We start from the raw sequence: 22,046 nt of genomic DNA, 5'->3' as shown, positions 1-22,046 counted from the left end.
TTTTAATAATTACATTATGAAAAAAAAATCAAAATTGAATGCTTGGCTTTGGAAATGGCACTTTATAGCAGGATTAATATCGCTTCCGTTTGTTCTTTTGCTTTCTTTAACCGGAATCATTTATTTGTTTAAATCGGATTATGAAACGCCCAGACAAAAACATATTAAAGAAGTTACGGTTACAGGAACTCCCATTTCATTACAAGAACAATGGGATATTGCAAATAAAAACGCTATTAAGAAACCAAACTCACTTGTATTAAAAACATCTCCAAACCAAGCCACAGAGTTTGTTTCTGGAAGATTTAGTAATAAAAGTAGCATTTTTATCAACCCTTATACAGGTGAAGTTTCTGGAGAAATCATCGGAAAAAATACTACCATGTATAGTATACGAAAATTACACGGAGAATTACTAATGGGTGGATTCGGCACTAAAATCATTGAGCTTATTGCAAGTTGGATGGTTGTACTCATTGTAACGGGATTATACATTTGGTGGCCAAAAAGAGGATGGAAATTAAAAGGGTACTTTATGCCAAGAACCAATATAGACAAAAGAACATTTTATAGAGATTTACATGTAGTTTCTGGATTTTGGATATCTATCCTATTGCTAATAATTCTTGCTGGGGGTTTTCCCTGGACGGATGTTTTTGGAGAAAATTTTAAAACTGTCCAAAAAGCAACAAATACTGGCTATCCCGCTACTTGGCAAGGGCATCAACTAAAGTCTACTGTTTCTGGAAAAGCTTTAACACTAGATCAAATGGTGGTTACCGCAAAAGCTTTAGAGCTGCCAGGAGTTGTAAGCTTAGGATTCCCAAAAGGACCATCAGGAGTGTTTAGCGTTTCAAACTTCAATCCTTCAGACTTAACATCTCAACAGAGTATCCATTTTGATCAATATTCTGGAGAACCTATACTCAAGCACACCTGGAAAGACGTAGGAATTTTAATGAGGGGACGAATGTGGTTTATGGCTTTTCATCAAGGAGAGTTTGGAGGTTGGAATTGGTGGTTAATTCTCATCACAGCCATTTTATTAACCATTATGAGTGTTTCAGCTTTAGCCTCATATATATTAAGAAAAAGAAAGGGAAGCTGGGGAGTTCCAAAAGTTCCTGCTTCCTTCAAAGTTGGGTACGGAGTTATACTACTAATTGGTATATTATCCATTATTTTTCCGTTGTTTGGTGCCAGTATTCTAATCATTTTAGCAATAGAATATCTAAGAAAATACAGATTCTCTAAAATTTCTTAATCCATTATGATGATAGTAAGGCGATTATTTAAAAAAACAATACATTTGAAATATTAAAAAAACATACCAATGAATACCAATAAGTTATGGTCCCTATTATTAATCGTGGGACTTATTTTCAATTTTTCTTGTAATGAATTATCTAAAGAAGAACAAGAATTCGATGCACTTATGCAAAAAGTAATCGATGTTCATGATGAAGTAATGCCCAAAATGGGAACAATGAGTTCTTTAATAAAAGAATTAGGCACTAAAATTGATACTACAGCCGCTGGAAAAAATTATGAAAAAGCACAAAAGGATCTAAAAGACTCTTACGATTTTATGATGGATTGGATGAGTGATTTTAGTTCTAAATTTCCACATGGAGAAGATGTTACTACTGAGGATATGGAAAAATTTACTGCTAAGATGAATATCCTTAAAGAAGAGGAAGTAGAAGTAAATAAACTGAAAGAGCAAATCAATTCTAGCATTGCAACTGCAGAAAAGCTGCTAAAAAAGTAGTAATCCTCTTTTGAAAAGCATAGTTTATAAAATTGTTTATTTTTGCCACTGCAACAAATCGCTTAAACCCATGAGAAAAATTATTTTATTAGCCTCTGTACTTTTTTTAACCAATACTGTGGTACAAGCTCAGAAAAAGAAAGATTTATTAGCTGAAATTGATAAGCTTAGACAAGAACTTAGAACTAAAGATGGAGAGCTTGTAGAAGCCAGAAAGAATGAAAGAGTAAGTCAGTCCAAAGTAAAAACTATGGAAGCACAGGTAGCAGATCTTAAAGAGACCAATGCTACTCTGCTTGCTAACATGAATAGTTTTACTGAATTATCAAACAAAAAAGCTAGTAATCTACAGACATCTCAAGAGATTATAAAGGAAAAAGATAGACAATTAAACGTTATTAACGATGCAATAACTGCCAATGACTCTATTAACCTTGCTGTATTTAGCAAATTTAAAAACGCTATCGGTGGTGATAATCTAAAAATTAGTAACGGTACTATCCATATTATTTTACCAAATACTACTCTTTTTGGAGAAAATGATAAAAATTATATCGTTGATGATAAGGCGAAACCTACACTAGAGAAAATTGCGGCAACATTAAATGCGAATCCTGATTTAAACATAATCGTAGAAGGAAATAGTAATGCCTTAAAATTAGATGGCAAAAAGTTAATCGATAATTGGGATTTAAGTTCTAGACAAGCTGCTTCTGTAGTGAGAGTACTACAAACAGATTATAAAGTAGATCCTAAAAGAATGGAAGCTTTAGGAAAGAGTGAGTATGGTACCGAAGGAATTGAAACTGTAACTAGGATTATCATAGATCCTAAGTTTAATAACTTTTACAATTTGGTAAAAGACAATATGAAGAATTAAATAAAATTCTATTTATAACTCAAAAACCATCTGCCTGAGGTAGATGGTTTTTTTATATCCTATTTTATGAGCTTGCTAATTTTTTACTCTTAAATTCTGAAGGATTCGATCCAGCGTGTTTTTTGAAAAATTTCGAAAAATGGCCTGCTTCTTTATATCCCAGTTCATAAGCAATTTCTTCTGATGTTTTATCAGAGTATAATAATAACCTTTTTGCTTCTACAACAATACGTTCATTAATCGTAGCTAATGGAGATTTATCACTGTACTTATGAAATAAGTTCGATAATGTTTTAGGAGATTTAAAAAGTAAATCAGCATAATCCGCTACTTGATGTTTTTCTCTAAAATGCTTTTCGACAAGAACATTAAATCTTCTAATAATATCTAATTGATTATTAGGCAATCCAGGATCTGGTAATTCTTGTTTAATCAGTCTCCTCGATTTAATTAAAAAACTTTTAAGGAGTGTTCTCAACATTTCACCTTGTATTTGATCCTTATTCTTAAATTCTTCCTCAAAAGAGTCGAACATAGAGCAGAAACTATCTTTATCCTTACCTTTTAATGTTAATATTTGCGGAACCGAAGAACCAAAAAACAAAAAACCATTACAAGAAACTTCCTGATCGTGATCCTGAATACAATAGAACTCTCTATTAAAAACTAAAGAAACAATCCCTTCAGTATCCTTATCTATTTCTAACACATTAATAGGTGTACAAAAAATGATCTGATCTTTCTCTAATTCGATCAGTGAACCATCAACTCTAAAACTTACAGCTTGTCCTCGACTCCATAGAATTTTATAAAGTCCTTTATCTTTCAGTAAATCTAAAGCAGGAGTACAATTAAAGTCGGTTAGAATAAAGGTGCTCTCATCTTTTATACTAGCATAATCTAATCTCATATTCAAATTAACAAATAAATTTCATCATAAAATAAAAATCCTTTGTTCTTAAGGAATAATTTACATTCTTTAACCTTTTCTAATTTTCAAAAACATAGAATTACTTTAATAGGTTAAATTCATATCATCCTTCAAAAAGTATTTTCTATTTCGTCATAATTTTTTTCTTTTCCTTTCTCTTTTTTTAAAATAATTATGGGTTTCACATTACTCCTAAAATGGTAAACCACAATTGTTATAATTTTAGGTGAAAAATGCTCATTTACTGAAAATAAACATCGATTCACTGAAGATAAAACATCATTCAATAGTCCTCGGAAACATTCTGCTGAAAGGGTAATATCCCCTTGCAATATAAATCCAAGATCTTAAGTTATTCTTTCTGTAACACGCTTAGCTAAGCTTCGAAAAAGGTTTGTATATCCGCTCTAAAAATGTTCGAGCAAACTATAACAAATTCCTTTTTGAATTCAACACTTACATTTTTTAAAAATTGCTTGGTACCAAAGCAATTTTTAAAGGAAAATAATCTTCTTTTTCTAACATGAAAGGTGAAGGTTTTTAGTCTAACAATTAACTATTCAAATTTATGAAACTAACAAATTTCAGAATACTACTGATATTCTCGATAACAGCAATTTTAATACAATCTTGTTCTTATGATAATGAGGAATTAGATGAAGAAGCTTTAGGATCCGAAAGTATTGACGATGCTAGTAAAAGATCCAATGATTCTGATACTACTACTGATCTAATTATGGATTGGAATTCTTTATGGGTAGAACTAGATCAACATGCCTTCGGAATGCGACCAAATGCCACTGCAAGAGCTTTGGCGTATATACACTTAGCAGCATATGAAACTGCTGTACAAGATATGCGTGGATATAGATCTGTAGAAAACAGATTTAATGAATTACAAATAGACCAACGAGAAAGAGACAGAAATATCAGTTTAGATCTGGCATTAAACACGTGCTATGCTCTTGTCTTTGATCATTTCATGAATAACATTGATCCCGAAATAGACGCTAAAATTGGTCAATTACAATCCGAATATGAAGACGAGCTTTCTAAACGCTTAAGAAGACGTGACATCCGAAATTCTATTGAATGGGGAACTCATGTGGCAGAACAAGTTATTGCATATAGCCAAACAGACACTGAAGCTGAAACACAAATTCTAGAGCCACAACCATTAGATTATGAACCTCCTATTGGTCCAGGTTTATGGAGTTATAGCGCAGAGCAAGAACGTGGTTTATTTCCTTATTGGGGAAAGGTAAGGACTTTTATAATTTCTTCTGAAGAAACAAGCAGTATTCCACCACCAATTACTTATAGTACCGATCCACAAAGTGATTATTATGCTGAGATGGATGAAGTTTATACTGTAAGTACAAAAGCAGCTGAAGAAAATAACGAAGATCTATGGATCGCAGAATTTTGGTCTGATGATGTTGAAGGTTTAATGGTAAGTCCTCCTGGTAGGCAAATCGCTATTGCCTATCAGCTTATTGATCAATATAACCTTGATTATGCTAAATCATTGGCGATGTTACTCAAATTAGGTTTTTCTCTAAATGATGCTGCAGTTTCATCTTGGGCAGATAAATATGAATATTTAGTTATGCGTCCTAGTGTATATATTCAGGAGTTTATTAATCCTGATTATCAGACAAATTTATTCAAGTTTATTTTTTGGCCAAATCCAACATTTCCCGGTTACCCATCTGGCCACTCAACATTTGCGTCTGCTGCTGCAGGAATATTTATAGATGAGTTTGGAAACGATATTAACTTTACAGATCGTACACACGAAGGAAGAACTGAGTTTTTAGGAGATCCAAGACAATTTGACTCCTTTTCTGAAATGGCAGAAGAAAATGCATTCTCCAGAATTCCTCTGGGAGTTCATATTAGAATGGACTGTGTAGAAGGATATCGTCTAGGTTATGAAATATCAGATGCAGTGAATAAATTCCGATTAAGGAACTAGTAGCATTGGTATCAAATAACTTGCTATAAAACTGCTCTTTTGCTTTTCTAAAATGATCATGAATATTGATCTTTTGTAAAAGAAAAAAGAAAAATAAAAATCCAATAGTCTATATTCATGAGACTATTGGATTTTTTTGTCGGGTAGAGAGGATTCGAACCTCCGATCTCTGGTCCCCCAGACCAGCACTTTAACCGGACTAAGCTACTACCCGAAAATGGGACACAAATATAAAAATACTTTCGTTATTGCGAAGGATTATTATGGCGTTCTAAAATCTTAATCATTTTAAATGATTTTAATAAATGAAACAACCCAGGAAGAATAACTGCGCCACCGATAATCAGTGATATCCCAAGTACATTAATTACACTATCAGGAGCTATATTATCTAATAAACTCACCTCATTGGTTTTGGTAATAATTATGTTCGGAAAATGGGCTACAAATGCTGCGAGAAGAATTAAAAAAACCTGTAAACCTGCAAAAAATCTGCTTAACACTCTACGTCCTTTTTTTATAGTAATCCAAAGAGGAATTAACAGTAATCCTGAGATAAACATAGCAACAATAGCATAAGGATCTGTAACAAATACAGTAACAAAACTATATTCGCTGATATATCCGTAAATAAAAGTTATTAAGCCTGTTATAAAAACTACAATAGTTGCTATTCCTGCCTTTCGGATATAAATATTTTCCTTTCCTCTTACCGATTCCCCAATAAGCAATACAGAAGATAAAAACGCACATAAAGCTGCAAAAAACAACCCAACTAAAATACTGAATACATTAAACCAAGGTTTTATAAAAACATCATAGAACGAAAGATTCTCGACATCTTCTGTTAGTATAATTTGTCCGCTAATCAATCCTCCGAAAACCATACCTAAGAATATCGGTGTAATCAAACTAGATATTTTAAACATAGCATCATATAATTTCTGTGAATTATCGATGACAGCATCATAATGCCTAAATACAAAGGCAACACCTCTAAGAGTAACTCCTAATAAAACTATTGTTAATGGAATATGTAGATTCACCACTAGGATATTATAATACGCAGGAAATGCAATCCATAATATTACTATGAGAATAATGATCCAAATATGATTGACTTCCCATACGGGTCCCATGACTCTATAAATTGTTTTTTTTGTGATTTTTTGGTTTTCCTCTGAGGAAAACATCTCTACAATCCCTGCTCCATAATCCGCACCACCTAGAACAACGTATAAGTACAAGGAAAATATTAAGAAGAATAAAACGACGTATAGCATAGACTAGTTATTTTGAGCATTAAGAACTTTGATCTGGCGAATCATTAACCAGGTAACTGCAATCGATAGTGTAGTATAAACCACAATATAGGTATAGAAACTTACCACAATTCCTGGCATAGGTGTCACTGCATCTTTTGTTCGCATTATTTTATGAATAATCCAAGGTTGTCTTCCAACTTCTGTTACAATCCAACCAGCTTCTAATGCTAAAAATCCAAGTGGTGCTAGTGCTATAAACAATAACCAATATTTTTTATTGGTAAGCCATTTTTTCTTTTTTAAAGAAACAAAATATAATAATCCTGCTAGCATCAGGATACCACCAATACCAACCATCACCTGAAACGCATAATGAACCATAGGAACATTAGGGCGTTCATCTTCCGGAAAATCATTTAATCCTTTTACTTCAGCATCAAAATCTCCAAATGCCAAGAAAGATAGCATTCCAGGAATAGCAAGCTTGTATTTTACTTCTTGAGTTTCGGCATCTACAATACCTCCGATATATAAAGGAGCTCCTTTTTCTGTATTATAATGAGCTTCCATCGCTGCTAATTTTACAGGCTGTCTTTCTGCAATATCTTTTGCCGAAATATCTCCACTAATCGGTTGCAAAATTGCCGCTATTGCTCCAAAAGTGATTGCTATTTTAAATGCCTTGGTATGCAAAGCCACTCTTCTACCCTTAAATATTTGATAGGCATGAATTCCTGCTACCGCAAAACCCGTTGCTGTAAAAGCGGCTAAAGTCATATGCAAGGCTTGGGTAAACCATGCAGGATTAAGCATTGCCTTAACAGGATCAATGTTTAAGAACTGTCCATCTACATAATCAAATCCTGACGGTGAATTCATCCATCCATTTGCCGCAACTACTAGAATTCCTGAGGCTACTCCAGACAATCCTATAATGACCCCAGTAAACCAATGAAACTTTTCCGGTAATTTATTCCATCCGTACAAATAAAAACCAAGTGCTATCGCTTCTACAAAAAAAGCAGCACCTTCTAAGGAAAAAGGCATTCCAATAATAGGACCAGCATGTTTCATAAATTCAGGCCATAAAAGCCCCAACTCAAAAGATAAAGCTGTTCCCGATACTGCACCTGTGACAAAAAAAATAGCCACCCCTTTTTGCCAGGCTTTTGTTAACGTTAAGTAGAGTTCATCTTTTGTTTTTAACCACTTATAATGTGATACTACCATAAAAAAAGGCATGACCATTCCAATACAAGCAAAAACGATATGAAATATAAGCGTAAATGCCATTTGGAGTCTTGCTGCATCAAGGTTTTCCATAGAAAATATTTAGAGAAAGAGTGTGATTCTAATTACTCTATAAAGATACGACACAAAGCCCATTTTAAGAAGAAAAAACCTGAGTCTTTTCGGTTTTTTGAAGCTTTTTTTGATCATAATTTTAGTCATTTCCAAAACACCAAAAACCGTATTTAAAAGCAACAAAAAATTGCATCTTTTACTTACCTAAAAGACAGTTAATTAAACTCCCAACAAACGTTAATATGACTAATAAGGCATTGTAATCCATGAAATACTACTATATTTAAACTAACCTAATTAATAAACCTTTTCTTTAATTAGAAAACCTACATAATTTTTCACCCAGATTACATGAATATCAAAAGAAAAATATTCATAGCACTACTCCTACTCAGTGTTTCTGTCGGATACGGACAAGAATCAGCTACTTTAAGACTCAATAATGCTGTGGATTCTTTGGGTGTAAATCCTTCCTATTCGTATAAAGAACTATCGGTAATAGTAAAGGATAAAAACAATCAAGATTCTACAAAAGCAAAAGCAAAGCTTTACCTCGGAAGTTATTTTAACTCCATTGGTGTCATAGATTCTTCTGTTTATTATACAAAATCGTCCTTAATACATCTTAGAAATAAAAAATATTTATCCCAAGCCTATCGATTATTAGGATCTGGATATAGAAGAAGTGGTAAAATCGATGATGCTATCGAAATTCTATACAAAAGTTTAAAGATTTCTGAAGAAATCAACTATTTAGATATGATTGTTAAGGTAAAATCTGATTTAGGAATTTTATCAGCAAACAAAGGGGATTACGATAAAGCTATTCTTTTTTTTGAAGAAAGTAATGCCGTTACAGACGATCAAAAAGTTATTTGTTCTAACTACATTAATATAGGTGCTGCCTATTTTAAAAAAGACGATTTTGAAAATGCTGAAAACTTTTTCAAAAAAGCTCTTGAAATACTCCCACCAAACTCCTCTCCTAATGCATCTTCTACACTGATCTTAAACTTAGGTTCTGTACTTTATAAAAATAAAAAGTATAAGCAAGCGATTGAATACTTTGATAAAAGTAAAAAGATCGCGGATGAATACGGTTTTATAGATAAAAGCCTTAATGCTACTGCTCATAAAGCTGAAGTTATAGGAGTGATGGGAAATTATTCGGAAGCGATACAAATGCTAAATAAAACAATAGCGCAAGCAAAAGAGATCTCAAACATAGAAATACAAAAAAATAGTTATGATAATCTAGTTACCGTATATACAAAAGCAAATAATCATAAATCCGCAAATGAAGCCTTAATACAATTTCACAGACTAAGAGATTCTTTGAATAATAGAAAACAAAAGAAAGAGATCACCGAACTCGAAGTAAAATATGAAACAGCTACCAAAGAGAAAGAGATTTTGCTTTTAAAAGAAGATCAACTTCTTAAAGAAAGTGAAATTAAAAGGCAACGCTTATTGAAACGGTTTTACGTCATTGGTTTTATTATTGTTTTAGTACCAATCATGGCACTCCTGTTTGTGTATTACCAGAAATTACAAGTTAAAATAAAATACAATGCTCAAAAAGAAGAGATTAATAGACAGAAAACCGCTTCTTTTCTAAAAGAACAAGAACTAAAATTAGCGAATACCTATGTAATTGCTCAAAATGAAGAACGGAGCAGAATTTCTAGAGAATTGCACGATAGCATTGGAGGAAATTTAGCTGCGATCAAATTACAAATTGTGAATGTCCAAAAAGATCTGGAAATAAAAGATACATTAATCGATCAATTAGATGATACGTATCAGCAAGTTCGAGAAATATCACATAATCTGATTCCTAAGAAAATTAACCAAACAGCATTTGCTAATTATATCAGAGAATATATAGATACGATAGAAAAGGTTACAGATCCTGAAATTACATTTATACCTCATCCTGTAGAAAAAATAAACAACATAAACGACAATCAGAAAGTTGAGATTTTCAAAATCATTCAGGAATTAATGACGAATGCTTTAAAACATGCCAAAGCTAAAGTGATCGAGATTTGTCTAAATGCATACCAAGATTCTATAGAAATTATTTTTGAAGATGATGGAATCGGATTTGACACAGATAAAGTAACGAATGGTATCGGTTTACAAAATATTCAAAAACGCATAGCGTTATTAAAAGCAAAAATGGATATTGACTCTTCAATGAATAGAGGTACTGCCATTCGTATTGAAATACCCACAATAATACATGACTAAAAAGCATACATATAAATTAGTCGTAGCAGATGATCATAAAATGTTTTTGGACGGTTTGATAAGTATCATCGCACATGAATCTGACTATGAAATTATCTATACAGCAAGCAACGGGAGTGATCTAAAAAAGTATTTAGATATCAATACCGATGACCAAATTGATTTGGCAATTTTAGATATTAATATGCCTAAGATGGATGGAATAGCTTTAAACCAACATATAAAAAAGAATCATCCTGGTATAAAGACACTAATCGTTAGTATGTTATCGACTCCTGATAAAATTTATGAACTTACTCAGGATGGTGTAAATGGTTATATTCCTAAAAACTCTAGAAAAGAAGAATTATTAAAAGCTATAGAAACCATCCTAAAAGGTTCTAATTACTTTTCAGACAGTATTAAAGAAACATATACCAAGAGTGTTTTTGAACAAAAACAATCCAATGAAATCAATCTTAGTAAACGTGAGAAAGAAATCTTGCAACTAATTGCTAAAGAATATACCACACAGGAAATTGCTGATAAACTATTCTTAAGCAAATATACCATTGAAGGTTATCGCACCAGTTTGATTTCTAAACTAAACGTAAAAAACGTTGTTGGGTTGGCAAAACATGCGATTAAAATGGGACTGGTAGATTAACTATTTAATTTATACTACAGTTAAAAAATAATGAAATGAGCAGTTTGTATACAGATTTAGCTGAGGTTTACGAAATGATGTATGCAACATTTATTGATTACCAGTTAGAATATGACCTATATAAAAGTTTTCTCAAAAAGTATGACAAAAACAGTATTCTGGAAATAGGTTGTGGAACAGGAAATTTATCTCAACGTTTTATTAACGACAACTATGAGTATTGCGGACTTGATTTTAGTAAAGAAATGCTAAAAATAGCTAAGAAAAGAAATCCTAACGCTAGTTTTATTCATGGAGATATGCGACATTTCAATTTAGAAAAACCAGTAGAAAGCGTTATCATGACTGGGAGAACAATAAGCTATTTGGTTAAAAACAAAGATGTAGAATCCACTTTTGCTAGTATTCATAATAACATAGAAAAAGGAAGTGTCTTTTGTTTTGATTTCATAGATGCTAACGAATTCATACCAGAAATAAGCAATAAAAAGGAAATTACCCATGAAGTTAACCATAAGAATATAACTTACCTAAGGAAAAGTAAATGGAATCCCAATATCCTAAATAACTGGTGTTTCGATTGGGAATCTAACTTTTATAAAAAAGAAAAAAATAATTTGCTAAAAGTTGGAACAGATCACTCTACTGTAAGAACGTTCACTAAAGATGAAATTGAGCTTTTTCTAATTTTAAATGGATTTGAGGTACTAGAAATAATTACAAGAGAATCTTACGCATTTCCTACCTATGTCGTGGTTGCTCAAAAAAGATGAATTAGTAAAGAAATATTTTCAAAAAGCTAGAGAGCTTTCCAAAAACTAATTCAAAAATGACTTTCAATCTTTTAACATATTCCCATCTAACATAGGATTGGTATATTGATTTATTTGGTATAAATTAAGCCCAGAATAGCAGATATATCTAATGTAACGAATAGATGAGAAAAATAATAAATAGCGTCATAGTCTTATTACTAATTTTTACTGCAAAAGCTCAAAACACGCTTCCCGAAGTCGTATCTGGAAAAGTGGATCGTATAGAGAATTTTGAATCAAAGCATATAACCCCTAGAAATATAGATATATGGTTGCCAGAAGCTTATTCTTCTTCTAAAAAATATGCAGTACTATATATGCATGATGGACAAATGTTATTCGATCCTAAGAGCTCATGGAATAAACAAGCCTGGAATATAGATAATGTAGCTTCTAAATTACCTGAATCGCACAAAATAAAAGATTTTATTGTTGTTGGTATTTGGAATGGTGGAGCAACAAGACATTCTGATTACTTTCCTCAAAAACCATTTCATTATTTATCACAAAGTCAAAAAGACACCTTAAATACACAACTTAAACATTCGCATGTACCGATAAAAACATCATTTATTCCACAATCTGATAACTATCTTAAGTTTATTGTTGAAGAACTAAAGCCCTATATCGATAAAAACTATTCTGTTTCTTCAGATCAAGCAAACACTTATATTATGGGAAGTAGTATGGGAGGTTTAATATCTATGTATGCTATTTGTGAATATCCTGAAGTATTCGGAGGAGCTGCTTGCTTATCGACTCATTGGCCAGGTTCTTTTACACTTAAAAACAATTCAATGCCAGAGGCGTTTATCAAATATCTAGATAGTCATCTTCCTAATCCCAAAAATCATAAGATCTACTTCGACTGTGGTGATAAAACTTTAGATGAATTGTATCCAGATATCCAGAAAAAAGTTGATCAAGTTATGATTAAAAAAGGCTACAATGAAAACAATTAAAGTACTCAATTTTTTCCAGGAGAAAACCATAGCGAAAATGCCTGGAGTAAAAGACTACATATTCCTTTAGAGTTTTTACTTAAAAAATAACCTCGTAAGCATAACCTTTATCCAAATATATTCTTGGATTAAACTGTAACATTCTTAACGTTTATTAATCCTTACTACAAGGAACACTTGTAATAAATGACTATAAATTTTAAGAATGAATAGAATCATCATAACCTCAGCTCTTTTTCTAATTCTTATGAATTTGAAGGCTCAGAGTAGCAGACAAATCATAAACTTCGAATTTGAAGGAATACAACTGAATGGTGTTTTAAACCTTCCGAAAGATCAAAAACCTAAGGGAATTATAATGTTAGTGCATGGATCTGGAAAGACAAATGCTGTTGCTCAGGAATGGTATATAGATATAAGAGAAACATTTGTAAAAGCTGGTTACGGCATCTATATGTGGGATAAAATGGGCTGTGGAAAAAGTGGAGGTGCGTTTAATTATAATCAGTCTATTGAAAATAGTGCGCAAGAAGTAATTGCTGCGATCAATACTTTAAAAGAAAAGCAAATACCTGGTTCGGATATTATCGGTTTATATGGAGTTAGTAGAGCTGGCTGGGTAAATCCAATAGTAATAAACACATACAACGATATAGCATTTTGGGTTTCTGTAAGTGGCGTTGATGACAAAGAAAATTTTGGATACCTACTCGAACAAAACTTGCGAATTGATGGATTGCCAAAAGATTCAGTTAATTTAATTGTTGGAGAATGGAAAGCAGCTGTAAAAATTCATCATTCAGGAGGAAGTTATGAAAGTGCTCAAAACGCTACACCCAATCTAAGGAAAAACGATTTTATATTAAGATTTAATAATGGTAGCACCATTACAGAGGAAGAATATTATAGTTATCAGAAGCAACTTATGAAAGAAGAACTTGACGAAAAAACTGGCTTGCCCATTGTAGTTAAGGATTTCAAAACGATCTTATCGAACATCAAATGTCCCGTTTTGGCATTATTTGGAGAAAGTGATATGAATGTTGATTGGAAAAAGACCAAGTTGTTATATGAACAGACGTTAGCAACAAATACAGATTTAGAAATACAATCATTTCCAAATTGTGATCATAATATTCGCGAATGCAAAACTGGTGGATTCTACGAATTTCAGGACAACAGTTTACGTTTTAAAAGATGTACTGGATTTTTGGAAACTTTAGAAAACTGGTTAAACCAAAGATAAAGCTACTCTTTACCTTGATGAACACATGCCAATTGCCTTTTTTATTAAAACTACCTCGCAGAACATGTTACTCCATCATCCGATAAAATTTCGGTACCTGTATTCACTAAGTCACATACTGCTGTAGGCATAGAAATAATTCCATTTTCTGAAAGATCCAATAATTTCAAATTAATGAGATTGCTTATTTGATTCGGAACCATCTCTATCATATTTGTACGTAGATATAGGTATTCTAGATGAAACATATCTCCAATACTAGTATCGATATCTACCAACATATTACCCGACAATTGTAATCGCACCAGATTAGTAAGTTTAATAATATCAGATGGGATACTTGTTAAGTTTGTATTATACATATCTAACCTAGTTAGCGATTGTAGGCTTAATATATGTTCTGGGATAATTCCAATAGGGTTACTAGACACTCCTAGAGTTGTTAATTTAGATAGCTTGGTAATCTCCTCTGGTATCTCTGTTAATCCAATATTATTCATGAATAAGACATTTAGTTCCGTAAGATGAAACAATTCTAAAGGTACTTCTTCTAAGGTGTTATTAGATACACTTAGTTCTCTAAGCTCTTTAAGACTTTCTATACTCGTTGGGATCTCGGTAAGTTGATTTGTATAGATCCTAAACTCCACAAGCTTTCTCAGACTAAAAAACTCTTCTGGTATAGCTTCAATTAAGTTAGCACCAAGATTTAGTGTTCTTAAATTATTAGATAAGTCTTCTATTTCCTTAGGAATTTCGGTTATGCTATTACTTTCTAAGGAAAGTGTTTTTAGGTAAAACAAATCGCAAATCTCTGGTGGTAGTACTGTTAGTCCTTTCTCATTCAACTCTAGTGCAACTACTTTACCATCGACTACCACTACTCCTTCCCAGGTAGAAACATCTTCATTTTCCAGATTCCATCCCAAAGTATTATCTGGGTTTTGATTGAAGAAAGAAGTCAATATTTCTCTGGCTGTACTAGTAACTACTCTTACAGAGATCGTGTAATCTTTGGTTGATCCATCCTCCGCTAGAACACTATAAACAATAGGTTCTGAAAAATCAAAAGTCGTATCAATATTCTGAACTACAATTGCTCCGTCTGATACAACTATACTAGGTTTTAAAGCTCTTATAGGTGTGCCGAAAGGTAATACTACAGAGATGGTATTTTTAAGTTGATCTATATTAGCCGTAATGTTAGTTTCTAATTCGCCATTCTCTGATGTTAAAAAACTAAATTCTAAGATTTCCTTATCAGAATTTAATAAAGTTATATCAGATCCGTCTATTTCTTTGGAACAAGAAAACACCATTAGACTACACACTAATAAAAGTGTGTTTCTGCAAAATAATAAGTCCCTCATTTGGTTTTAGTTTTAAGAGTTTTGTGTGTTTATTTTTATGTAAGATATAAAGTTATAAGGATAGAAACATCCTTGATTTTTGTGGAAATTATCCCCTGAAAACCACTATTTATTGATATAAGTAAAAGATTATTAAAAAATTATTCGATGCCAATCCTGTATCAAAATACTTATATATTTACTTTCTTTTTAGTTCAATATATTTCTCTTCACACTCGTTAAATAGTATATAATTGTTTAGAGAGTTTCCATAATTCTGAATTACTATATAATCATCTATAAGTTCTGCAGTCAAATCTTTTTTTACATGATCTTTATGGACATTTTTAAACCGAAGGAGAACTGATTTATCATTAGAATTAATTTCTAATGTATCCTTTACTTGATAATCTCCATTTTGAAGAGTATAGTCCAAACCTGAAATTTTTATCGATATAAAACAATCAGGGTTTTCTGATTTATACTCGCCATCAACATTTTTAATCGATTGAAAAGAATTTTGTTCAACAGGAATATTAAGATCGTGATATGCACCACTGATCCCTAGCAAAAATGTTATGGAAAATACAAGGTGTTTTATTTGAAAACTTTTAACCATTTCAATTTTTTAAACTATTCAATCTACTTTCTACAAAACTTCGTATACTATTCTTATTATATCCATACCAATTCCTAGAAGGAGTTGTTCTTTCCGCTGCATTATTTAATGAAATAAAACGTTCGTAACCTTCTATAGCCTTTGCTCTATTTTTGGTACATCCCCTTTTATTTGTACCTGGATCATGCCATGCACCCCATCCAAAAGATCCCTTTTGTTCATTGTATGTTTTACTTTCTGAGAAAATATAATCGGTAGTTTCGGAATTGGAATTACCACAACTATTTAATAACACTTCAAACCCTCTGTTTACATATTCAAGACGATCATTGTATCCATTGAAACCTCCATTAATTCTATAGGTGATATAAATTAAATCATTATCATCAGCATTATCATTTAATTCCGCATTTTGCGCCCAAAACCAACCAGCCGATCGAGCAGCATGTGGATTAACTTCTAATTTTTCCTTATTTTCTTGAGAAGAAGTAAAGTCTTCTCCCACAAAGTTACCATATGCTTGATAGTTAGAGCGAAATGTAAGTTGCATTAATCCTCTTCCTTTAAAACCTCCATAAGCATCTTCTCCAACTCCTAATTCTTCAGTATATCTAAAGCTTCCTGATTCATGTATAACTTGAGCAAGAAAATGTAGCCTTCTTAAACAAGTATTTATATCATTATCCTTAAATGCTTCATTTATACCACTTAAATGAGTCTCTACATTACTTTCACGAGCATGAACAGCAATATTCATTAGTTGCTCTTTTGTCATATCTTGACTACAACAATTATTTCCCAATTGAAAATATCCATTCCCAATCTTCAAAAACTCTTCCTCATATTCTTGCTTGTCTCCATTTGCTTTTACTTTAAGCCATAAAAGATCTATAGTTTTTGGTGGTTTATGTGTTGTTGGCGCTACAGAGGTGTCTAAATCATCAGGTCTTGGTTCTGGTCTTATACTTGTTTCAACAGCACCAGTTTCATTTGTTGATGTTTCTACAATAGGTTTAAACTTTTCTTTCCATTCATTAAAAACTTCATCAGGATCTTCTACTTTTGGTCTAAATTTAATTTTTACTACAGCTTCTCCTCCATCATTAAAAGTTGCCTTTAATTGTGTTTTATTAACACTTTCATTAGGTTCTTCTGCATCCATAGAATCATATTGTATAACGGTCAGTGGTGTTTCGCTTTCCATTAACAAAAAAGGCTCCTTTTCAAAAATTTCTATGGTCGCTTCTTTGTCCTTTAAAGCAAATCCTTTTACAACTATATAAGCTTCTCCACCCAAAGTTCCTGAACTTATTTTTTGATAGGAAATTTTTTCTTCAGTTTTAAAAATTTCAAAAGTTACTGTATCTCCATTACTATTACTATAACTATCATTTACTAATGCTGCTGTTATTAATTCTATTGCGGTATGCTGTCCATTCTGTTCTAACTGAGGAGAAACTCTATCAAAAATTATCTGAGCTATACGCCTTTTTCTATCTCCTGTACTGGTATCATTAGTGCCACCAAATGTATAGGTATGAGTCCCATCTGGTATTCCAAATTGTCTAGTTACTTGTTCCGCAAAATATGCATCTAATAATCCCTCTTCCGCTTCATTAGTAGCAAGAGTAATTTGATTCGCTTCTTCACTCCATTGCCCAAATCTATCTTCTATCCTTTGTAGACGTGCATTAGCATTATCTCTTGCTATATTTTGTACAGTATCATTATGTCCACTCATAGTTACAGTATTTTACCATTACCTAGTTTATGTACGATCAAAATTATTAAGGAATGAAGGCGCATAAGCAAAAAACTCTTTTTCGAAAGTTATCTTGGTTAAAAAAGGTTTATAGCCCCTTAAATGTTGCAACACAAACCAAGCTCTAAATCCAGCGCCTAACGAATAAAACTTTTGCATATCTGGCAGATCTAATCCAAAGTGATCCCAGTAAATGACTTCGTATTTAATATCATATCCATCTTCCTTTTTGGTATATTCTATAATACTCACTTCATAACTCCAAACATCATTTACCGCTATGGTCATTCCTTTAAAAAGATTATTATCCTCACCTCTTGCAAATGAGGGTGATGCTCCTGGTCTCCTTTGCCATCTTATCGTAGTATTTTCTGCTCCAGAGATGTCGCCACCAGCATTTTGAATTCGTTGTGTGATATCACGTTCTAGTGCTTCACAAAACCGCTTTGTAGCAGAACTTTCCTTAGCCGCATCATTGAGAGCATCATTCTCATAAATTCCTCCTTCATTACTCTGAAATTTATCAATCATCGATGCGATATTCTCTCTTAAAGCTCCGGAAGAAAGTTGAAACGCCATGATTCTAAAGTCGCTAAAAAGCATAAAATCAAAATTCAATCTTGTAATATTGAAAAGAAAAGGTCTTAATTCTGTAATTTCATTGGTGCGATAAATAGCTTTGTCCGTTATTCGGTCTCCATTCGCAAATTTTATATGTTCAGAATCATTAAATCCATTCTGTATGTATTCTTCTGTATATGATTGTATCTCTTCTTCTGAATAAATTAGTGTACTTGGTTCTCCAAAACCGTACGTCATATCATCTGCTATAGCATTTCCAGATGTGTTTAATCCTGGTATTCTAAAGCGTTCTACATAAAAGGGTACTTCAATTTCTTTTAAGGTAGGTTCTTGCAAATCTGTTGGCACATCTATTTGGGCTGTATCTTCGATGGCAATATCTACTCCACCTGTGCTGCACATGATGGTAGAATCTTCTAATAGCATGAATTCTCCATCAATTTCGATATCTGTCGCAACTCCTTTCCATTGTGTTGGAGCAATAACACTAGCACATGGTGGAGGACTTTTTCTCCATTTTTTACAGACTCCACCGAAAACAAGATTGGTACCACTTTTATCTCCATTCGTAGCACAAGGCGTATCTTGTAATTGTACTTGGGTGTGGGATACCACTAAGGTACCACTGCTAGAACAAAGAGGACATTTTAGTGTAGCTCCGTTTTTTACAAATTGCCCAGCCATGGTTTTATAATTGAATTATATTAACGGTATTTCTGTATTCTTGTCTCCCATATTTTTCGATACAAGAAATAACTGCTCTTGTTAACCAAGACTCTTTAAATCCCGAAAAATTATAGGTTCCATTTACAGAGACATACTCTTCTTTCTCTGGATAATGAGCTTGCAATTGTAATTGGATATCTTCACTTTCGCTTGCAGACTGTAATAAGAACTCTTCTTTGGTAGTTACTTTACCGTACTTTGTGGTTAAACACTGAGAAGTTTCACTGCACGACTCGGAACTAAATTTCTGATAAACAGATTTTAACAAACCACCAAAGTTCTGATATAGCGTAAGATCTTTTATGATCTCCTCTTCTAAGTTTAAAATAGTATCTGTTTTCAGAATAAAACGTTGTACCTGATCTCCTTTATATTTACTTTCTAGGTATTCTTTTATAACGATCCATTTCTGTCTAATTACGTCAATGTTATCAATAGCTACAATTTCGCCTAAATACGACAACTGTAAACTTATACTTTCATAAACCGAAGCCGTTTTTTGAATAATATCTTGCATAGCAAAAGAACCGTCTGAGAATTTAAAAGTATCTCTCTCTACAGCTATATTCACTGTTCGAATGTAAGGTTGTTCTTCATGCTCATGTATAGCAATACTAATTTCTTTTTTACGATTGCAACGTATAGCACCAGTATAATTAATATAGTTTTCTGTTTCTATTAAATACCTGCGTACGCCTTGTTTGGGGATTTGCAATTGAATTTCTTGAGTTCTAAATGTATATTTACTTGGAATCATTGACTTGCGATTGATTTATGTTTACGTTAAAGAGTTATTATCCTTTGCTTATTTTTACATTTCCTCCTCCCTGAAAAGAAGCTGTTGCTCCGCAAGCAATTTTCATATTTGCTTTACTTTGAATTTGAGCATTTCCACTATTCTGTATTAGATCACCTCCTATTGTATTTTTCATTTTGTTTTCTACAATATTTGTATGATTCAAAGAAGATGTATCGAAATTATTACCTGTATAAATAACCGTATCTCTACCAATATTTAAAGTAGCATCTTCCTGAATATTCATTTCGAAATTTTTAGCATTTAAAGTCATCTTCTCCAATGCTGTAATGGTGATATTATTATTGGCAGTATCTATATGGATCGTATTTTGATTTTTATCTATGATTGTAATAAATTCAGATTTTTCGGTATCATTAAGTTCAATAGTATGCCCACTTCTGGTTCTGATAGCTTTCACATTATTTTTATCCGTTTTCCAGCTACCTGGTTTTGCTGTTCCATTATACAGGGCGCCCATAACATAGGGTCGTTCTGCATTTCCTCCTTCGAATCCAATAAGAACCTCTTCTCCTACTTCTGGAATAAAATGAAATCCTTTATCTCCACCAGAATGAGGTGTCATGACTCGTAACCAAGGGGTATATACTCCTAAAGGTTTCTGCCAATCTAACTGAGCTCTGATCCTTCCTAAACCTTCTGGATCATTATTAGCAGTAACGGTAGCTACTTGAGTATCACTTTTAGGATTATTACGTATATCTGTATATGGATATACATCTTGATCTACTGCGATTCCTTCGAAATGATTGATATATTTTCCATTCTCTGCGGCATTATGTGTTATTTTTATGATTCTATAACTTCCTTGGCTTTTACCTTCTTGTTTTATTTGTACTACTTTACCTAAACATACTCCTGGATTATCACTTTTTCCAGTGATCAAAACCTGTTTGATCTCTTCTGCCTTTTTTTGTTCGGTTACTAAATGATTTAATCGCTGCTTCGTTTGTGGATCATTATAAGTGTTTAGAAAAACGTTGGTGTCGTGTGGAAACATCTCCTGACTTTTATTAGAAGCATAACCGTTATATCCATTTATAGAACTTGTAATTTCTGAAGTTGTTATCTTATGTTTTTCATTATTTAGATAATCATTGGTAAAAAAAGAATAGCTATTAGATCTAGGATTTAGGCTTCTGGAAAATTCCATTAAATCTACACCATAGGTTAAAACAACAGGTTCTGAATCCATTGGTTTTCCGAAAACTAAGTATTCTCCATCATAATAAAACCATTCTCCATATTGCTTGGATAATCTACTTGCAAATTCAAAACTACTCTCTCCATTCTGAACACAGTAATGCAATGTATCTTTCGATCTGGTTTTTATAGAAGTATTTAGTTTAGATCTATCATATTGCTGAAACGACTGAGTAAGAATGGATTCTAAATTTTCATCGCTAAATGATGTATAATTTGGTCCGTCATCTGTTAGAATAGAATTACTTTTCGCCTTAATTAGAATAGAATCTCCTGTGGATTGATGAAAACCATTGGTAAGCTTCACCTCGGTAACGATTCCTTTAAATTTTAATTCTTTATAAATATCTACAGCATCCAAAGAAGAAATCGTAAGCGTTATCGTTTGCCCCAAAAAATCATTGCTTACCTCTTCGTCCAAATTAGATGCATTTTCTAATACATCTCTACGACATAAAAGTTCTAGAGTATGATGGTTATCAATTTCTTGTTGGAGTGTAAGTTTTTTAAAGGCCTTTATACAAAATCCCCCTATAAATAGCTGTATTTTAGATTGAAGTGCCATTGTTAAGTTTTAAGATTAATGTGTGAATCCAAGTCAGAAACAAGAAATCTTACCTTCAACCAATAAGTGAAAATGAAATTAGGTTAAGTAAGAGTTACATATTTCTATGATGGTTATTTCAAATGTAAAACACAACTGCCTGTAAATCAACCAGACATTCAGTGAAAAGAAACCCCTGAAAACCACTGTGGTTATAAAAGGTTAGTTATTAAAAAAGATAAGGGTTAGCCGTAAAAAACAATAAAGAAGAAAAGTATACAGAGGAGAGTAAAAAAGAAAAACTGGATATAAAACAATATTTATATCCAGTTATATTAAGTAATTAGTATACATTTTACTGGGGATTTATTAATGAAAGTCTATCGGTGAAT

The 22,046-nt window shown here is 32.4% G+C and carries 18 protein-coding genes and 1 tRNA gene; 9 read left to right on the top strand and 10 right to left on the bottom strand.

All coding sequences use genetic code 11. The features are described 5' to 3' along the window. The first annotated feature begins 16 nt into the window (after positions 1–16). The 3 genes from ACWNT5_RS23690 (at position 17) to ACWNT5_RS23680 (ending at position 2,651) form a co-directional block, all read left to right on the top strand. Positions 17–1,264, top strand: coding sequence for a PepSY-associated TM helix domain-containing protein (locus tag ACWNT5_RS23690; RefSeq protein ID WP_456518778.1), 1,248 nt, complete (start codon positions 17–19; stop codon positions 1,262–1,264). Positions 1,265–1,333: 69 nt separating this feature from the next. Then, entirely contained in the window at positions 1,334–1,771 is a 438-nt protein-coding gene (locus ACWNT5_RS23685; protein ID WP_299610894.1) for a hypothetical protein, read from the top strand. 70 nt (positions 1,772–1,841) lie between these two features. Beyond that, on the top strand, positions 1,842–2,651 hold the full coding sequence (locus tag ACWNT5_RS23680) for an OmpA family protein (protein WP_299902967.1): 810 nt from the start codon (positions 1,842–1,844) through the stop codon (positions 2,649–2,651). 64 nt (positions 2,652–2,715) lie between these two features. Here ACWNT5_RS23680 and ACWNT5_RS23675 read toward each other — a convergent pair whose 3' ends face one another. After that, complete coding sequence (locus ACWNT5_RS23675; RefSeq protein ID WP_299610899.1) at positions 2,716–3,561, bottom strand: helix-turn-helix domain-containing protein; 846 nt, start codon at positions 3,559–3,561, stop codon at positions 2,716–2,718. 589 nt (positions 3,562–4,150) lie between these two features. Between ACWNT5_RS23675 and ACWNT5_RS23670 the strand changes: the two genes are divergently transcribed. Continuing rightward, positions 4,151–5,560, top strand: a complete 1,410-nt coding sequence (locus ACWNT5_RS23670; protein WP_456518777.1) for a vanadium-dependent haloperoxidase — start codon at positions 4,151–4,153, stop codon at positions 5,558–5,560. A gap of 139 nt (positions 5,561–5,699) precedes the next feature. On the opposite strand, the gene ACWNT5_RS23665 is transcribed toward ACWNT5_RS23670, so the two are convergent. The 3 genes from ACWNT5_RS23665 to ACWNT5_RS23655 form a co-directional block, all read right to left on the bottom strand. After that, a tRNA-Pro gene (locus tag ACWNT5_RS23665) sits at positions 5,700–5,774 on the bottom strand. 31 nt (positions 5,775–5,805) lie between these two features. Then, on the bottom strand, positions 5,806–6,843 hold the full coding sequence (locus ACWNT5_RS23660) for a cytochrome d ubiquinol oxidase subunit II (RefSeq protein WP_456518776.1): 1,038 nt from the start codon (positions 6,841–6,843) through the stop codon (positions 5,806–5,808). A 3-nt stretch (positions 6,844–6,846) separates the two neighbouring features. Next, positions 6,847–8,148 (bottom strand): cytochrome ubiquinol oxidase subunit I, encoded by a 1,302-nt coding sequence (locus ACWNT5_RS23655; RefSeq protein WP_456518775.1) that lies wholly within the window; start codon positions 8,146–8,148, stop codon positions 6,847–6,849. Positions 8,149–8,481: 333 nt separating this feature from the next. Between ACWNT5_RS23655 and ACWNT5_RS23650 the strand changes: the two genes are divergently transcribed. The 5 genes from ACWNT5_RS23650 to ACWNT5_RS23630 all read left to right on the top strand — a co-directional run bounded on the left by ACWNT5_RS23650 (position 8,482) and on the right by ACWNT5_RS23630 (position 14,052). Next, positions 8,482–10,383 carry a tetratricopeptide repeat-containing sensor histidine kinase gene (locus ACWNT5_RS23650; protein WP_456518774.1) on the top strand — a complete coding sequence of 634 codons (1,902 nt, stop codon included), beginning with the start codon at positions 8,482–8,484 and terminating at the stop codon, positions 10,381–10,383. After that, complete coding sequence (locus tag ACWNT5_RS23645) at positions 10,376–11,029, top strand: response regulator transcription factor (protein ID WP_299610911.1); 654 nt, start codon at positions 10,376–10,378, stop codon at positions 11,027–11,029. Before ACWNT5_RS23650 ends, ACWNT5_RS23645 begins: the two co-directional genes overlap by 8 nt. Positions 11,030–11,040: 11 nt before the next feature. Continuing rightward, positions 11,041–11,802: a class I SAM-dependent DNA methyltransferase gene (locus ACWNT5_RS23640; protein WP_456518785.1), complete on the top strand. Its 762-nt coding sequence runs from the start codon at positions 11,041–11,043 to the stop codon at positions 11,800–11,802. 164 nt (positions 11,803–11,966) lie between these two features. Then, the gene (locus tag ACWNT5_RS23635) at positions 11,967–12,806 is read left to right on the top strand and encodes an alpha/beta hydrolase (RefSeq protein ID WP_456518773.1); all 840 of its coding nucleotides are present in this window, start codon (positions 11,967–11,969) and stop codon (positions 12,804–12,806) included. A gap of 205 nt (positions 12,807–13,011) precedes the next feature. Continuing rightward, a complete protein-coding gene (locus ACWNT5_RS23630) occupies positions 13,012–14,052 on the top strand; it encodes an alpha/beta hydrolase family protein (protein ID WP_456518772.1) in 1,041 nt (346 codons plus the stop codon). Positions 14,053–14,102: 50 nt separating this feature from the next. On the opposite strand, the gene ACWNT5_RS23625 is transcribed toward ACWNT5_RS23630, so the two are convergent. From ACWNT5_RS23625 to ACWNT5_RS23600, 6 genes are all read right to left on the bottom strand, one after another. Then, entirely contained in the window at positions 14,103–15,422 is a 1,320-nt protein-coding gene (locus ACWNT5_RS23625) for a leucine-rich repeat domain-containing protein (RefSeq protein WP_456518771.1), read from the bottom strand. 178 nt (positions 15,423–15,600) lie between these two features. Beyond that, entirely contained in the window at positions 15,601–16,020 is a 420-nt protein-coding gene (locus ACWNT5_RS23620; RefSeq protein ID WP_456518770.1) for a hypothetical protein, read from the bottom strand. Between the two features lies 1 nt (position 16,021). After that, positions 16,022–17,761: a glycoside hydrolase family 19 protein gene (locus ACWNT5_RS23615; RefSeq protein ID WP_456518769.1), complete on the bottom strand. Its 1,740-nt coding sequence runs from the start codon at positions 17,759–17,761 to the stop codon at positions 16,022–16,024. A gap of 27 nt (positions 17,762–17,788) precedes the next feature. Beyond that, complete coding sequence (locus tag ACWNT5_RS23610; RefSeq protein WP_299610923.1) at positions 17,789–19,048, bottom strand: DUF3289 family protein; 1,260 nt, start codon at positions 19,046–19,048, stop codon at positions 17,789–17,791. 4 nt (positions 19,049–19,052) lie between these two features. Continuing rightward, a complete protein-coding gene (locus tag ACWNT5_RS23605; protein ID WP_299610925.1) occupies positions 19,053–19,847 on the bottom strand; it encodes a hypothetical protein in 795 nt (264 codons plus the stop codon). 37 nt (positions 19,848–19,884) lie between these two features. Next, positions 19,885–21,675, bottom strand: coding sequence for a type VI secretion system Vgr family protein (locus ACWNT5_RS23600; protein WP_299610927.1), 1,791 nt, complete (start codon positions 21,673–21,675; stop codon positions 19,885–19,887). Positions 21,676–22,046 lie beyond the last annotated feature (371 nt).

The sequence above is a fragment of the Aquimarina sp. 433 genome, assembly GCF_054054605.1.
This window is presented reverse-complemented; position numbering and strand designations above follow the sequence as displayed.

What these genes read in the sequence shown, in the direction of transcription:
- ACWNT5_RS23655 (WP_456518775.1), bottom strand. Translation starts at nt 8,148, where the DNA reads ATGGAAAACCTTGATGCAGCAAGACTCCAAATGGCATTTACGCTTATA.
- ACWNT5_RS23615 (WP_456518769.1), bottom strand. Translation starts at nt 17,761, where the DNA reads ATGAGTGGACATAATGATACTGTACAAAATATAGCAAGAGATAATGCT.
- ACWNT5_RS23625 (WP_456518771.1), bottom strand. Translation starts at nt 15,422, where the DNA reads ATGAGGGACTTATTATTTTGCAGAAACACACTTTTATTAGTGTGTAGT.
- ACWNT5_RS23620 (WP_456518770.1), bottom strand. Translation starts at nt 16,020, where the DNA reads ATGGTTAAAAGTTTTCAAATAAAACACCTTGTATTTTCCATAACATTT.
- ACWNT5_RS23650 (WP_456518774.1), top strand. Translation starts at nt 8,482, where the DNA reads ATGAATATCAAAAGAAAAATATTCATAGCACTACTCCTACTCAGTGTT.
- ACWNT5_RS23630 (WP_456518772.1), top strand. Translation starts at nt 13,012, where the DNA reads ATGAATAGAATCATCATAACCTCAGCTCTTTTTCTAATTCTTATGAAT.
- ACWNT5_RS23675 (WP_299610899.1), bottom strand. Translation starts at nt 3,561, where the DNA reads ATGAGATTAGATTATGCTAGTATAAAAGATGAGAGCACCTTTATTCTA.
- ACWNT5_RS23645 (WP_299610911.1), top strand. Translation starts at nt 10,376, where the DNA reads ATGACTAAAAAGCATACATATAAATTAGTCGTAGCAGATGATCATAAA.
- ACWNT5_RS23660 (WP_456518776.1), bottom strand. Translation starts at nt 6,843, where the DNA reads ATGCTATACGTCGTTTTATTCTTCTTAATATTTTCCTTGTACTTATAC.
- ACWNT5_RS23605 (WP_299610925.1), bottom strand. Translation starts at nt 19,847, where the DNA reads ATGATTCCAAGTAAATATACATTTAGAACTCAAGAAATTCAATTGCAA.
- ACWNT5_RS23600 (WP_299610927.1), bottom strand. Translation starts at nt 21,675, where the DNA reads ATGGCACTTCAATCTAAAATACAGCTATTTATAGGGGGATTTTGTATA.
- ACWNT5_RS23670 (WP_456518777.1), top strand. Translation starts at nt 4,151, where the DNA reads ATGAAACTAACAAATTTCAGAATACTACTGATATTCTCGATAACAGCA.
- ACWNT5_RS23680 (WP_299902967.1), top strand. Translation starts at nt 1,842, where the DNA reads ATGAGAAAAATTATTTTATTAGCCTCTGTACTTTTTTTAACCAATACT.
- ACWNT5_RS23635 (WP_456518773.1), top strand. Translation starts at nt 11,967, where the DNA reads ATGAGAAAAATAATAAATAGCGTCATAGTCTTATTACTAATTTTTACT.
- ACWNT5_RS23690 (WP_456518778.1), top strand. Translation starts at nt 17, where the DNA reads ATGAAAAAAAAATCAAAATTGAATGCTTGGCTTTGGAAATGGCACTTT.
- ACWNT5_RS23685 (WP_299610894.1), top strand. Translation starts at nt 1,334, where the DNA reads ATGAATACCAATAAGTTATGGTCCCTATTATTAATCGTGGGACTTATT.
- ACWNT5_RS23610 (WP_299610923.1), bottom strand. Translation starts at nt 19,048, where the DNA reads ATGGCTGGGCAATTTGTAAAAAACGGAGCTACACTAAAATGTCCTCTT.